Here is a 14,552-nt window from a genome sequence, read left to right as displayed (position 1 = left end):
GATCAATATTCTCCGGAGGCCAGGCCGGGCGGCGAGAAATACGCCGATGCAGCGGCGACGGCATCCGGCGGAATGCCGCTGGCTTCGCAAAAGGCCAGCAATGTCGGTTCGTGGTTCATCAGGAAGTCCAGCATGCCCGCGAGAAAAGCGGGCTCGTTGATGGCGTTGCGCACCTGCGCCGGTTCAACTCCGGTTAGGGCCAGAAAGCGGCTGAACATATCCGGTTCGTTCGCCAGCCAGCCGAGTACGGCAATGGCTGTCTCTTGCGGCGCGGCCGCATTCTTCTTCGGGTTCTTGAAGTTACTTTGCATTTTGAAGGGTGAGTTACCTATTTTTCAACCAAATCCCGGTAGTATGCGATTCAAGTATTTGTGGAATCGGTTCCTCGCGACCCTATATTTCGAGAGAATGGATGCAATACCGGATGCAGGGACATCTCTCCATGCCTAAACAGGTAATGATTGTAGAAGACAATGAGCTGAATATGAAGCTCTTTCGCGATCTGATCGAGGCGTCCGGTTATACGACGATCCAGACCCGAAACGGTATGGAAGCGCTTGATCTTGCTCGTAAACACCGCCCAGATCTCATTCTGATGGACATCCAGCTTCCGGAAGTTTCCGGGCTGGAGGTGACAAAATGGCTGAAGGAGGATGATGATCTGCATGTCATTCCCGTCATCGCAGTCACGGCCTTTGCCATGAAGGGCGATGAGGAGCGCATTCGCCAGGGCGGATGCGAAGCCTATGTCTCGAAGCCGATTTCCGTGCCGAAATTCATCGAGACCATTAAAACTTATCTGGGCGACGCCTGAGCGTAGGAAGAACGAATGACCGCCCGCATCCTGGTAGTCGACGATATCCCGGCAAATGTGAAGCTTCTGGAAGCGCGGTTGCTGGCTGAATATTTTGAGGTGCTGACCGCCGAAGATGGTTTGCAGGCGCTCGCCATCTGCGCGCGCGCCCAGGTCGATCTTATCCTCCTCGACATCATGATGCCCGGCATGGATGGATTCGAGGTGTGCGAGCGCCTGAAGTCCGATCCCCGTACCGCTCATATTCCCGTGGTCATGGTCACCGCGCTCGATCAGCCGACCGACCGGGTGCGTGGCCTGAAGGCCGGCGCGGATGATTTCCTGACCAAGCCGGTCAACGATCTGCAGCTCATTTCTCGCGTCAAGAGCCTGCTGCGCCTGAAGACGTTGAGCGATGAATTGTCCATGCGAAACGAAACGGCGCGCAATTTCGGCATCGATGATCTGCTGCGTGCCGGCGATGGCCGCGCCGAAGAAACCGGGCAAGTGCTCCTGGTTGACGGCCGCGCCAACTCGCAGGAACGCATCATCCGCACGCTCAAGCCGATCGCGGAAGTCGTCGCCATGTCCGATCCGCAGGCGGCCTTGTTCGAGGCTGCAGAACGGCCGTTCGAACTGGTCATCGTCAATTCGAATTTCGACGATTACGATCCGCTGCGGCTCTGCTCGCAGCTTCGCTCGCTGGAGCGTACGCGCTTCCTGCCGGTGCTATTGGTGACGGAGCAGGGGGCAGATGACATGATCGTCCGTGCCCTCGATCTCGGCGTCAATGATTATATCGTTCGGCCTGTCGATCCAAACGAGCTGGTGGCCCGCTGCCTGACGCAGATACGCCGGAAGCGCTATAATGATCGCCTCCGCGCCAGCGTACAGCAGACCATCGAACTTGCCGTCACCGACGCACTCACCGGCCTGAACAACAGGCGGTACCTGGACAATCACCTGAAGATCCTTTTCGATCGGTCGTTGGCCCGGGCCCGTCCGCTCTCCGTTCTGATCGCCGATATCGATCGCTTCAAACTAGTCAACGATACCTACGGTCACGATGCCGGCGACGAAGTGCTCAAGGAGTTCGCTTCCCGTATCCGCTCGACGGTGCGCGGTGCCGATCTGGCCTGCCGTTATGGCGGCGAGGAATTCGTTGTCGTCATGCCGGATACGACCGCGGACATTGCCGCCGCCGTCGCAGAGCGTCTGCGCGCTGCGGTAGAAAATATGCCAGTCAAGCTGCGGGATGCCGGTGCCACGCTTAACATCACGGCCTCCTTCGGCATCTCGTGCCGTTTGGAGACAATCGAGACACCGGAACAGTTGATGAAGCAGGCCGATCTTGCTCTTTATGAAGCGAAAAGGGCCGGGCGCAACAGGGTTGTCGCTTCGGCCGCCTGACTGAAAATCGGCCATAATAGGGTTGGTTTTCCCATGAATATTGGGGGACTTGCCGGGGTGTTGAGTGAAGATTAATTATTTTTAATCTTCTGATGAGGTCCGCTGGAGCACAGATCTTGCTGGACGTTGAGCGTCGTATTTTTATTTCGGAATTGAAAGAGAACCTGCATTTTCTGCGCGTTTTGTGACGAAGTCAGTTCGGTTGTTATATAGTTATGATTTCCTGCCTATTTTCCTCGGAAGACGCAGAAAGGAGACTAGACATCATTTGAAAAGCATTATCGTGCTTGGGTATTCTTAGTCGGCTGTATTTAGAGTTTGTCATAAATACGAGAGTTGTTGATTTTTTCTTGAAGAATATTCAATTTTGATTTGTTAATTCTACGGGAGATTTCTGTCAGTGGTGACGTGAATTTTAACCATCCCAGCAGACGGGTATTTTTCATCATTAAGAATTTGTTGATTTTCTTTTGATTTCGCGCGAATTTAGTCCCGTACAGAGACAGCCCATAAGGGTTTCCAGATACCCCATGATGCTCAGGTCCGCCGCATCTCCTGGGTCGTGGGGTCGGTCGGCTGGCAGGCAAATTACAACGGTTCCTCGTGCCGTTTTGCAGGCTAGCCGGCCCCCGAATTCAGAACGCCGCTCTTCGATTTTCGAAGGCGGCGTTTTTCTTTTTGGACGCGCTGGCAGTCCTTTTTCAGGTCATCTGGAGCGGTAAAACCCGATCGGATTTTACGGGTGCGAAGCCCTGAAAACGAAAAAAGGCGCAAGCCCGGAGGCTGCGCCTTTTGTAACCTGAAGTTTAGGAAACTTACTTGATCTTCGTTTCCTTGAACTCGACATGCTTCTTAGCAACCGGGTCGTACTTCGTCTTCGTCATCTTGTCCGTCATCGTACGGCTGTTCTTCGTCGTGACGTAGAAAAAACCAGTGTCGGCCGTCGACAGCAGCTTGATCTTGATTGTGGTAGCCTTGGCCATAGTCGTCCTGCCTTTAATAAAAATGAACGCCGTGGACGGCCAGTGCGGTGGTCCACGGCGAATTCTGGCGCGAAAATACAAATCGCGCCCGAAAAGTCAACCTCTGTTGCCCATGAAAAGCAGTCGTATCCCCGAAAGCAGGACATAAAGGCCGAAGAAAAAGGCTACAGCCCAGGCAAAGCCGCTGGGATTGACCAAATCCATCGCGGTACCGATCGTCGGCGGCCCGAGAACCATGCCGATCGCATAGCAGAAAACGAAGGCCGCATTGGCGGCCACAAGGTCTGCGCCGGTCAGCCGTGTACCCAGGTGGCTGAGGCCAACCGTGTACATGCCGGAAACGCAGCCGCCCCAGAAGAGCAGGATGACGGCGAGGATAATCCAGTTCGACGACAGGGATGGCAGCAACAGCGCGCCAACCAGGCCGATGGTGGCCATGATCGACAACAATGGCCGCTTGTCGCGCATGCGGTCGGCCAGAAGCCCAAGGGGGATCTGAAACACGAAATTGCCGATGCCCATGACGGTCAACAGCAATGCGGCCTGCGATTCGTTGAAGCCTAGGCGGGTGGCATAGCTGGTAAACAGCGACCCGCCGCCAACGGTCACGGCGCCGAACACGAACACGGCCGCAGTGGCCGTCGGCACCAGGAAGATATAGCGGACGAAATGCAGCTCGGGCTTCTCGTCGACCACGGGACTTTCGTTACGGGCGATGAAGATCGGGATCGCCGCCGCCAGAATGATGCAGGCGCCAATCAGAAACGGCATGAGGCCCTCGCTGCCGACAAGCGAGAAGAGCAGGGGGCCGGCCGCAAAGCCAAGCGAGAACACCGTGGAATATAGGCCGAGTACGAAACCTCGCTTGGACGGTGGCGAAGCCGCATTGATCCAGAATTCCGACAGAATGAAGAGGGTGGTCGTCGAGCCGTGGAACAGGATGCGCAGGGGGAACCACAGAAGCAGGTTTTCTGCATAATAGAAGCCCAGCGAGCTCAGCGCGGACAGTATCACGGCCCAGATCATCGTCTGCACGACGCCGAAGCGATGCGCGAGCTTGGTGGTGATGATAGCCGCGAGCATGGCCGCTATGCCCATCATCGCCGTGTTGAGGCCGATCAGGCTTGAGGAGACGCCGCGCTTCTCCAGAATGATGCTGAGAAGCGGCAGGCCCAGGCCAATGGCAATGCCCACGGCGGATACGGACGCGATGGCGGCGACGAGCGAAGGCCAGTGAATTTCTTCGACATGGCCGGCCTTGCCGTTCGTCGGTTCAAGCATAAACTGATCCCTGGAGCATGAGGCAGGCGAATCGATCACGATACGCAACATAGAAAGGCACGGCTCGGCCAAATTCAGGTGACGGGTCGGCTTTCATGAGATCGGTCATATCCCCCAGAATGATCCTTTCGATGCCCGGCATGTTCAGACAAGAAAAGCCGCTCGTGTCAAGCCGTTGCCGCCGAAGCAGCGTGTGCGAATCACGAATATCCGGGAAATCGATCATGGTTCCCGCTGGGGGAGAGCGATAATGCGAAACAACCGCGGTCTCCCGAGCAGACCGATGTGACAGGCTTGCGGGCATGGTCACGACCGCCCGTTTCCCTGATCCCATTCGTCCGGGCTGTCGTCGTGGCCGCCGAAACCATGCATGCGCAGCGCCCATTGCAGGCCGATCACGCCACCCTTGATGGGTTGTATGATCGCGAGGGCCGCTATGACCGTGATCGGCGCCCAGATGGCGAGATGGACCCACATGGGCAGATTGAAGGCCATGTCCGTCATCATGTAGCCGCCGACGATGATGTGGCCGAGAACGAAGATCACCAGGTAAGGCGGCAGATCATCGGCTCGTTGATGGAAGATCTCCTCGCCGCAAACAGGACAATTGTCGACTGGCTTCAGGAAGGCGCGAAAGAGTTTGCCCGTCCCGCAGCGCGGGCAGCGGTTGAGCATGCCGCGGGAAATCGACCGGGCGACCGGGCGCTCGCTTTCGTCGGTGCCGCCGTAGCGGATGGGGGAATCGGATGGGCTGCCCGTCATGAATGCTCTTCCTTACTGCCGGCAGCCATCTTTTACCGGCGGCCGCGCGGTGGTCTCGTGCCCGGCGTCTTGCGTGCCTGGCTTTGATTGCGACGGGTCGCCTTGTGGAAAGAGCGTACCGCCGTCGGCAACGACCGTCCGTCACTCAGCATCTCGAAGCGCAGGGCGCCTGCAAGCGGTACGGCTTCCACCAGCCGCACGGTCACCTCGTCGCCAAGGCGATAGCCGAGCCCGGTCTTTTCGCCCGTCAGCGCCTGATGCGCCTCATCGTAGATGAAGTAGTCGCTGCCGAGCGTAGATATAGGGATGAAACCGTCGGCTCCGTAGTCGGGCAGGGTGACAAAAAGTCCCGACTTGGTGACACCGCCGACGCGCGCCTCGAATTCCGCGCCGACCTTGCCCGCCAGATGATGGGCTATGAGTCGATCGACCGTCTCGCGTTCGGCGGCCATGGCGCGGCGCTCGAAGGTTGAGATCTCGGCGGCGATGTCATCGAGCACAGCTTCCTCATCCGGCGTGATGCCGCCTTCACCGAAGCCGAGCGAGCCGACGAGCGCACGATGCACGATCAGATCCGCGTAGCGGCGGATCGGTGAGGTGAAATGGGCGTACTTCATCAGGTTCAGGCCGAAGTGCCCGATATTGTCGGGGCTGTAGATTGCCTGACTCTGTGAGCGCAGCACCATCTCGTTGACCATGGTTTGATGCGGCGTACCCTCGGCCTTCGCCAGAATGCCGTTGAAGCTGTTGGCCCGGACATTGCCACCCTTGGCGAGCGTTATGTCGAGGGTCTTGAGGAATTCGCGCAACACTTCCTGCTTGGCGAGCGTCGGACCGTCATGGATGCGGTAGATGAGTGCCTGCTTCTTCTTTTCCAGCGTCTCGGCGGCGGCGACGTTCGCCTGGATCATCATTTCTTCGATCAGCTTGTGTGCATCGAGGCGCGGCGGCACGAAGACGCGGTCGACTGTGCCATCCTCCTTCAAAAGGATCTTGCGCTCGGGCATGTCGAGTTCCAGCGGCTGACGCCGCTCGCGGCCCTTCTTCATGATCTCATAGGCATGCCACAGCGGCTTCAGGATCGGCTCCAGCATCGGCCCGGTCTTGTCGTCGGGTTGGCCGTCGATGGCCGCCTGCGCCTGCTGGTAGGAAAGCTTGGCGGCACTCTTCATCATGATGCGATGGAAGGTGTGGCCCGCCTTGCGGCCTTCCTTGGAAAAGATCATCCGGACGGCGAGGGCAGGGCGATCGACACCCTCCTTCAGCGAGCAAAGATCGTTGGAGATGCGCTCAGGCAGCATCGGGACGACCCGGTCGGGGAAATAGACGGAGTTGCCGCGCTTCAGCGCCTCGCGGTCGAGCGGCGAATGGGGGCGCACGTACCAAGAGACGTCGGCAATGGCGACAGTGACAACAATGCCGTCGGGATTGTCGGGCGACGGGTCCATCTCGGCATAGACGGCATCGTCATGGTCCTTGGCGTCCGCCGGATCGATGGTGATCAGCGGCAGGCTGCGCCAGTCCTCGCGATGCGCCATCGTCGCGGGCTTGGCCGCATCGGCTTCGGCGATCACGGCGGCCGGGAAGACATGCGGAATGCCATGGGCATGAATGGCGATCATCGAGATCGCCTTTTCGGAAGCGACGGAGCCAACGACCGAGAGAACCTTGGCGCGCGGCAGGCCGAAACGGCCAAGACGGGCGACTTCGACCTCGACGAGATCGCCATCCTTGGCGTCGCCGGTATAGTCCGGATCGATCACCATTTCTTCGCCGCGCCGCTCGATCGGCATCAGCCGACCGCCGCCGCCCGGCGTCTCGCGGAAGACGCCCATGCTGGCGCCCTTGCGCTTGTCGATAACCTTGATGATGCGTGCCGTATAGGCCGGACCGCCACGATCCACCGCGGCAAATATCTTTGCGAGGACGCGGTCGCCCATGCCGGCGACCGGCGCCTTGCCCTTGCTATTGCGGCCGGCGGGTGAGGAGGACTGCTTGATCATCACGGCCGGTGCCACGCCGTTCTCATCCGCCCAATCGGCCGGGCGGCCGATCAGTCCGCCATCCTTGTCTCGGGTCGTGATATCGAGAACGGTGATCGGCGGCAGCGCACCCGGGCGGATGAGCGACTTGCGGCTCTTCTGCACCATCCCGTCTTCTTCGAGCTCTCGCAGCAGGCTCTTCAGCGCGATGCGGCTTTCACCCTTCAGGCCAAAGGCCTTTGCAAGCTCACGCTTGGAAGCCTGCTCGGGATGTTCTGCGATGAAACGAAGAATGACTTCGCGCGGCGGCAGGGTGCCGTGCACGATCGCCATCATCGGCTCGGCGTCGCCGCTGGCCTTACCGGCGCGGCCGGGCTTGCCGGAACGACGTTCCGACGATGGATTCCTGCCGCGCGGTTCTCTGCTCACTCTGCACTCTTCTTTTTCGTTGCCGTCTTGGCCGCGGGCTTCTTTGCAGCAGCCTTCGGCTTGGCGGTCGTCTTGGTCGCTTTGGCACCGGCGGCCGCAGTCTTAGCCTTGGCGGGCGCCTTTTTCGCCGTTGTGCCGCTCTTACCGGCTTTCGCAACGATCAAGGCCAGGGCTTCCTCGACGGTGATCGCCTGCGGGTCGGCGCCCTTCGGCAGGGTGGCGTTGACTTTGCCCCAATTGACATAGGGGCCGTATTTCCCGTCACGAACGGTGATCGAGCCGCCGCCATCCGGATGCGCGCCAAGATCCTTCAATGCTGCCGGCGTACCGCCACGAGCCCCGCCACCCTTGCTCTGCTTTTCGGCAAGCACGGTAACAGCCCGGTTCAGGCCGACGGTGAACACATCTTCGACAGTCTCGAGGTTGGCATAGCTGCCGTCATGCAGCAGGAAAGGACCGTAGCGTCCGATGCCGGACGAGATCATCTTGCCGCTTTCCGGATGCTTGCCGATATCGCGGGGCAGCGAGATCAACGCCATCGCCTTCTCGTAGTCGATATCCTCAGGCTTCCAGCCCTTCGGCAGCGACGAGCGCTTGGCCTCTTTGCCATCGCCACGCTGGATATAAGGTCCGAATCGGCCCGAACGCAGGGTCAGCTCTTCGCCGGTAACCGGATCCTGGCCGAGTGCCTTCGGTTCATTCAGCCCTGTGGATTCTGCTTCCGCACCGCCTTCCGAAGAGAGCTGGCGCGTATAGTTGCATTCCGGATAGTTTGAGCAGCCGACGAAGGCGCCGTATTTGCCGAGCTTCAGCGACAGGTTGCCCGTGCCGCAGACCTGGCAGATGCGTGGATCGCTGCCGTCTTCGCGCTTCGGGAAGACCAGCGGCGCCAGCGCCTCGTTCAGCGCGTCGAGCACATTGGTGACGCGCAGTTCCTTGGTATCCTCGATCTGGGCGAAGAAATCGCGCCAGAAATCGCGCAGAACGTCCTTCCAGTTCAGCTCGCCGGCGGAAATGCGGTCGAGCTTTTCTTCGAGATCGGCGGTGAAGTCGTATTCGACGTATTTGGTGAAGAAGCTTTCCAGGAAAGCGGTCACCAGCCGGCCCTTGGCTTGCGGCACCAGCTTGCGCTTGTCGATCGTGACATAGTCGCGGTCGCGCAGCGTCGCCAGCGTCGCCGCATAGGTCGACGGGCGGCCGATGCCGAGCTCTTCCATCTTCTTGATCAGCGATGCTTCGGAATAGCGCGGCGGCGGTTCGGTGAAGTGCTGGGTCGAATTGATCTTCTGCTTGGCGAGGTTTTCGCGGGCATTGATCTCCGGCAGACGGCCATCTTCGTCGTCGGCATCGTCGCTTTGCTCGCCGTCTTCCTTCTGGTCGGTATAGGCGGCGATGAAGCCGTCGAAGCGGATCACCGAGCCGACGGCACGCAGCCCAGCCTTCTCGCCAGCCTTATCAGCCAGAATCTCGACGGTGGTGCGTTCGATCTCTGCCGAGGCCATCTGGCTGGCAATGCCGCGCTTCCAGATCAGGTCATACAATCTCAGCTGGTCTGCATCGAGGTATTTGCGGACGTGGTCGGGTGTGCGATCGAAGCCGGTCGGGCGGATCGCTTCGTGTGCTTCCTGGGCGTTCTTCGCCTTGGTCGAATAGAAGCGTGCCTTTTCCGGCAGGTAGCGGTTGCCGAACTGATCGGCGATCGCGACGCGAGCCGCGTCGATCGCTTCCGGCGCCATCTGCACGCCGTCGGTACGCATATAGGTGATGAGACCGACCGTCTCGCCGCCGATGTCGACGCCTTCATAAAGCTTCTGCGCTACCTGCATGGTGCGCGAAGCGGAGAAGCCGAGCTTGGAGGAGGCGGCCTGCTGCAAGGTGGAGGTGGTGAAAGGCGGGCTCGGATTGCGCCTGACCGGCTTTGCCTCGACGGTGTCGACGACGTAGCTCGCGCCTTCCAGCAACGCCTTCAGCTTGCCGGCCTCTTCGCCGTTGCCAATTGCGCGTGGCTGCAGACGCTTGCCTCCGGCGGATACGAGACGAGCTTCGAATTCGTCGCCGCGCGGCGTCTTCAGGATCGCCGAAAGGTTCCAGTATTCTTCCGAAATGAAGCGCTCGATCTCGGATTCACGATCGCAGACGAGGCGAAGCGCGACGGACTGAACACGGCCGGCCGAGCGGGCGCCAGGCAGCTTGCGCCACAGCACCGGCGACAGATTGAAGCCGACGAGATAATCAAGCGCACGGCGGGCGAGGTAAGCGTCGACCAGCGGCACGTCAATGTCGCGCGGGTCGGCCATTGCATCGAGCACGGCCTTCTTGGTGATCGCGTTGAAGACGACGCGCTTGACGGGCTTGCCGTTGATGACACGCTTCTTGTTGAGCAGGTCGAGCACATGCCAGGAAATCGCTTCACCTTCGCGATCCGGGTCGGTCGCGAGAAACAGGGCGTCGGAGGATTTCACCGCATCGGCGATGTCCTTCATGCGCTTTTGCGAAGCGCCATCGACTTCCCAGAGCATTTCGAAATCCTGATCCGGCAGTACCGAACCGTCTTTGGCGGGCAGGTCACGCACATGGCCGAAGGAGGCAAGAACCTTATATCCGGGTCCCAGATATTTGTTGATTGTCTTAGCCTTGGCAGGCGATTCCACCACTACAACGTTCATCATTAAGTCTCTGAATACGAGGTCGTGCCGAAACAAGGCACTGGAGAAGCCGGGCTTTTCCGTCTTCCCGGCCTTCCGACATGGACAGGGAATTCGTCGCGGTCAAGAGGCGAAGTCGATTTTTGCCATCGACGCGGCGATGCGAAGCTTAGAATTGGTATGCGTGTCACAGTTTTCAATCCAGCATGGAGATCGACACCAGCCCGCCGGGGTGGCGATGCAGCCGTCCGGCCATGTCCAGCTCAAGAAGGACAGAGTGAACAGCGGATACCGGTAGGCCGGTATGCCTGACGATATCGTCAATCTCGACCGGTGTCGGCCCGAGTGCGTCGACGATGTAGTCACGCTCTGCATCGTCGGGCGGCACGGAGAGCGGCTTGCTCCGTTCGATCGGAGCTTCGACAGGGCGCGGGCGGAAGAGATCCGGCTCGGCCAGCGGCCGCAAGGCGTCGACTATATCGCCCGGCGTGGTCACGATCATCGCGCCGTCCTTCAGCAGGCCGTTGGTGCCCTCGCAACGGGGATCGAGCGGCGAACCCGGAACGGCGAAGACCAGCCGGCCAAATTCGCCGGCAAGACGCGCGGTGATCAGCGAGCCGGAGCGGGTCGCGGCCTCGACGATGACGACGCCGAGCGAAATGCCCGATATCAGCCGGTTGCGGCGCGGAAAGTCGCGTGCCCGCGGTTCCCATCCGAACGGCATCTCGCTGACGGCAAGCCCGTTTCCATTCCATATGTCGTTGAGCAGGCCGATATTCTCCGGCGGGTAGGGCTGATCAAGACCGCCGGCCATTGCGGCGACGGTCCCCGTTTCGAGGCTGGCGCGATGGGCGGCGGTATCGATGCCACGCGCAAGCCCGGAGACGACGGCATAACCGGCCTCGCCGCAGGTTCGGGCAATCATCGCGGTGAACTTCGCCCCGCTGATCGAGGCATTGCGCGAGCCGACGATACCGATGGCCGGGCGGGTTGCTGTCGGTACATTGCCCTTGACCGTCAGAAGAGGCGGCGCCCCATCGATCTCCCGTAGCGCCGACGGATAATCCGGCTCGCCGATACCCACGAAGCGTGCACCGAAGCGATGCACCGCCTCTAGTTCCCGCAGAGCGTCGCGCTCGTCGGCAATGCGGATCGCTCGCGTCGAGCCGCCGCGCTGCGAAAGTTCCGGCAGCATCGCAAGTGCTGCTTCTGCCGAGCCATAGTGATTGATGAGATCGCGAAAGGTGGATGGTCCGACATTGTCGGAGCGGATCAGCCTGAGCCAGGCAATCCTTTGTTTTTCGGTCAGCGCAACTCCGGTCCGTCTTGCGCTGCCTGCGTCCATTATCCCTTTGCTCCGATCTTGCCTTCCGTTCCGGCGGTCAACCGGGCGATGTTGGCCCTGTGCTTGTACCAGGAGATGACGGTCATCAGCGCCATGACGGCGGCAATCTTGTCGACGCCCAATATCCACAATACAACCGGGATGACAAGGGTTGCAACCAATGCGGAGAGCGAGGAATAACGGGTCGTGAAGGCAATGACCAGCCAGATGATGGCGAAAATCAAGGCCATCAGCGGCGCCAGGCCGAGGAGGATGCCGAGATAGGTCGCGACGCCCTTGCCGCCCTTGAAGCCGATCCAGACCGGGAAGATGTGGCCGATGAAGGCCGCGAAGCCGGCAAGCACACCGGCATCCTCACCAAAGAAATGGGCTGTTATCAGAACGGCGGCTGTGCCCTTGAAGGCATCGAGCAGCAGTGTCGCGGCCGCAAGCCACTTGTTACCCGTGCGAAGGACGTTTGTCGCGCCGATATTGCCCGAGCCGATATTGCGGACGTCGCCAAGTCCGGCCATGCGCGTCAGCAACAGGCCGAAGGGGATGGAGCCGAGCAGGTAGCCGATGACGATGGCTGCCAGCAATGTCTGCGGGGTGAGCTGCCAAGTCCAGAAATCCGCCATCACGTCTTATTCTCCGTAAACCCGGGCTTGCCCTAGAGGCTGTGAATCAGCTTGCCGGCGACATAGGTCGCGACTGCCCGGCCGCTCATTCTCGCATCTTCGAAAGGTGTATTTTTCGAGCGCGACAAAAGCATGTCTTTTGCGACAAGCCAAGGCTCGTCGAGATCGATCAGGGCGATATCTGCCTTGGCACCTGGCTTCAGCGTACCGGCATCGAGACCGAAAATCTGGGCCGGCCGCGTCGACAGCGCATCGATGAGTCGCATCAGGCTGACCTGGCCGCTATGATAAAGCCGAAGGGCGGCGGCAAGCAGCGTTTCCAGGCCGACGGCGCCGTCTTCAGCTTCGCCGAAGGGCAGGCGCTTGGTATCCACATCCTGCGGGTCGTGCGAGGAGACGATGATGTCGATCGTGCCGTCCGCCAACGCTTCGATCATACCCGTGCGATCGTCCTCGGAGCGAAGCGGCGGGTAGACTTTAAAGAACGTCCGGTATTCGCCGATGTCATTCTCGTTCAGCGCGAGGTTGTTGATCGAGATGCCGCAGGTGACCTTGGCGCCGCGCGAGCGGGCGAGGCGAATGGCCTCAGCCGATTCAGGCACGGAGATCATGGCTGCGTGGTAATGGCTGCGCGTCAGTGCCGCGATACGCAGATCGCGCTCCAGCGGGATAAGCTCGGCTTCCTTAGGGATGCCCGATAGCCCGAGCCAGCTCGCCAGCAATCCTTCATGCATGACGCCGTTGGCGCCGAGATATTTGTCGCGGGTCTCGCAGGAAATGACCGCGCCAAATTCGCGGGCATAGGTCATCAACCGCCGCAGGACCTGCGTGTCATAGACGGCGGAATGCGCATCGGTGAAGGCGACGGCCCCAGCTGCCCGAAGCAAGCCTATTTCCGTCATCTCTTCACCGGCGAGACCCTTTGTGAGGGCTGCTGCCGGATAGACATTGACGACGGCCGTATCCCGCGCCGTCTTCTTGACGAATTCGACCAGGGCGATGTCGTCGATGACGGGATGGGTATCCGGCATCATGATGAAGGAGGTAACTCCGCCGGCCGCTGCCGCACGGCTTGCAGAGGCGATCGTTTCGCGATGTTCGCCGCCGGGCTCGCCGACATGGACGCGGGCATCGACCAGACCGGGCACAGCGACAAGGCCGGTGCAGTCCCGTACCGTCGCGCCCTTGGGTGTCGCATGGCCTTTCAAGCCCTTGCCGGCGAAAATGATGATGCCATCCTCGACGACAATCGCGCCGACCTCATCGAGATTGCGGGAGGGGTCAATGATGCGGACATTCTGCAGGACGATCGAGTTGCTCATGCGCCTGCTCCCTCGCTGCGAGGCCCCTGGTTCTGGGAGATGAGCAGCGTCTCCATGACCGCCATGCGCACGGCGACGCCCATTTCCACCTGTTCGGCAATGACGCTCTGCGGACCGTCAGCGACTTCGGAGGCGATCTCGACCCCGCGGTTCATCGGGCCAGGATGCATGACAAGCGCATCCTCCTTGGCGGCTTTCAGCGTTTCCGCATCGAGGCCGTAGAAATGATAGTATTCACGCACCGACGGCACGAAGGCGCCGGACATGCGCTCTCGTTGCAACCGCAGCATCATGACAACATCGGCGTCCTTCAGGCCTTCCTTCATCGAATGGAAGACTTCGGCGCCCATGTCGGCAATGCCGGTGGGCAGAAGCGTGGCAGGAGCGACGACGCGGACGCGGGCGCCCATGGCGTTTAGAAGCAGGATGTTGGAACGGGCAACGCGCGAATGCAGCACGTCACCGCAGATGGCGTCGATGATGCGCGAAAGCTTGCCCTTGGCGCGGCGGATCGTCAGCGCATCGAGGAGCGCCTGGGTCGGATGCTCGTGCTGGCCGTCGCCGGCATTGACCACCGAGCAGGAGACCTTCTGGGCCAGCAACGCGGCAGCACCGGCGCTCGAATGGCGAATGACCAATACGTCCGGTCGCATGGCATTCAGGGTCATCGCCGTATCGATCAGCGTTTCACCTTTTTTCACCGAGGAATTGCCGACCGACATGTTCATCACATCGGCGCCAAGCCGTTTGCCGGCCAGCTCGAAGGAGGATTGCGTGCGGGTCGAGGCTTCGAAGAAGAGGTTGATTTGGGTGAGACCGCGAAGCGTCGACGTCTTCTTCTCACGCTGGCGGCTTATCTTGACGGCTTCGTCGGCCTTGTCGAGAAGATAGGTAATATCCTGCTCGGTAAGACCCTTGATGCCGATGAGGTGGCGGTGGGGAAAGAAGACCATGGACCTGCCCTCTGAATGTCGTCAGGGGGT

13 protein-coding genes are annotated in these 14,552 nt (G+C 60.2%); 2 read left to right on the top strand and 11 right to left on the bottom strand.

The window, feature by feature from the left end:
• Positions 1 to 2: 2 nt before the first annotated feature.
• Positions 3 to 311, bottom strand: a complete 309-nt coding sequence (locus BSK43_RS23370; RefSeq protein ID WP_077472781.1) for a DUF3572 domain-containing protein — start codon at positions 309 to 311, stop codon at positions 3 to 5.
• A 131-nt stretch (positions 312 to 442) separates the two neighbouring features.
• Here BSK43_RS23370 and BSK43_RS23365 point away from each other — a divergent pair, with 131 nt between their 5' ends.
• Both BSK43_RS23365 and BSK43_RS23360 read left to right on the top strand, forming a co-directional pair.
• On the top strand, positions 443 to 814 hold the full coding sequence (locus BSK43_RS23365) for a response regulator (protein ID WP_028754034.1): 372 nt from the start codon (positions 443 to 445) through the stop codon (positions 812 to 814).
• Positions 815 to 829: 15 nt separating this feature from the next.
• Positions 830 to 2,203: a PleD family two-component system response regulator gene (locus BSK43_RS23360; protein ID WP_077472780.1), complete on the top strand. Its 1,374-nt coding sequence runs from the start codon at positions 830 to 832 to the stop codon at positions 2,201 to 2,203.
• Positions 2,204 to 3,018: 815 nt separating this feature from the next.
• Here the strand turns inward: BSK43_RS23360 and rpmG are convergent.
• The 10 genes from rpmG to BSK43_RS23310 all read right to left on the bottom strand — a co-directional run bounded on the left by rpmG (position 3,019) and on the right by BSK43_RS23310 (position 14,522).
• Complete coding sequence (rpmG, locus tag BSK43_RS23355; RefSeq protein ID WP_003547442.1) at positions 3,019 to 3,186, bottom strand: 50S ribosomal protein L33; 168 nt, start codon at positions 3,184 to 3,186, stop codon at positions 3,019 to 3,021.
• Between the two features lie 96 nt (positions 3,187 to 3,282).
• A complete protein-coding gene (locus BSK43_RS23350) occupies positions 3,283 to 4,467 on the bottom strand; it encodes an MFS transporter (RefSeq protein WP_077472779.1) in 1,185 nt (394 codons plus the stop codon).
• Positions 4,460 to 4,693 carry a hypothetical protein gene (locus BSK43_RS23345; RefSeq protein ID WP_077472778.1) on the bottom strand — a complete coding sequence of 78 codons (234 nt, stop codon included), beginning with the start codon at positions 4,691 to 4,693 and terminating at the stop codon, positions 4,460 to 4,462. The genes BSK43_RS23350 and BSK43_RS23345 overlap by 8 nt, the downstream gene beginning before the upstream one ends.
• 80 nt (positions 4,694 to 4,773) lie before the next feature.
• Positions 4,774 to 5,229, bottom strand: coding sequence for a DUF983 domain-containing protein (locus BSK43_RS23340; protein ID WP_077472777.1), 456 nt, complete (start codon positions 5,227 to 5,229; stop codon positions 4,774 to 4,776).
• Positions 5,230 to 5,261: 32 nt separating this feature from the next.
• Positions 5,262 to 7,640 (bottom strand): ribonuclease R, encoded by a 2,379-nt coding sequence (rnr, locus tag BSK43_RS23335; RefSeq protein WP_077472776.1) that lies wholly within the window; start codon positions 7,638 to 7,640, stop codon positions 5,262 to 5,264.
• A complete protein-coding gene (gene topA, locus BSK43_RS23330) occupies positions 7,637 to 10,306 on the bottom strand; it encodes a type I DNA topoisomerase (RefSeq protein WP_077472789.1) in 2,670 nt (889 codons plus the stop codon). Before topA ends, rnr begins: the two co-directional genes overlap by 4 nt.
• Positions 10,307 to 10,481: 175 nt before the next feature.
• Positions 10,482 to 11,630: a DNA-processing protein DprA gene (gene dprA, locus BSK43_RS23325; RefSeq protein ID WP_077472775.1), complete on the bottom strand. Its 1,149-nt coding sequence runs from the start codon at positions 11,628 to 11,630 to the stop codon at positions 10,482 to 10,484.
• Positions 11,630 to 12,250, bottom strand: coding sequence for a glycerol-3-phosphate 1-O-acyltransferase PlsY (gene plsY / locus BSK43_RS23320; protein ID WP_205910649.1), 621 nt, complete (start codon positions 12,248 to 12,250; stop codon positions 11,630 to 11,632). The genes dprA and plsY overlap by 1 nt, the downstream gene beginning before the upstream one ends.
• 29 nt (positions 12,251 to 12,279) lie before the next feature.
• Positions 12,280 to 13,569, bottom strand: coding sequence for a dihydroorotase (locus tag BSK43_RS23315; RefSeq protein WP_077472773.1), 1,290 nt, complete (start codon positions 13,567 to 13,569; stop codon positions 12,280 to 12,282).
• On the bottom strand, positions 13,566 to 14,522 hold the full coding sequence (locus BSK43_RS23310) for an aspartate carbamoyltransferase catalytic subunit (RefSeq protein WP_136687206.1): 957 nt from the start codon (positions 14,520 to 14,522) through the stop codon (positions 13,566 to 13,568). Before BSK43_RS23310 ends, BSK43_RS23315 begins: the two co-directional genes overlap by 4 nt.
• Positions 14,523 to 14,552 lie beyond the last annotated feature (30 nt).

Origin of the sequence: Rhizobium sp. P44RR-XXIV (assembly GCF_001999485.2) — a bacterium.
Taxonomy (GTDB): domain Bacteria; phylum Pseudomonadota; class Alphaproteobacteria; order Rhizobiales; family Rhizobiaceae; genus Rhizobium.
Note: the sequence above shows the minus strand (reverse complement) of the source record. Positions and strands in the feature narration are given on the sequence as shown.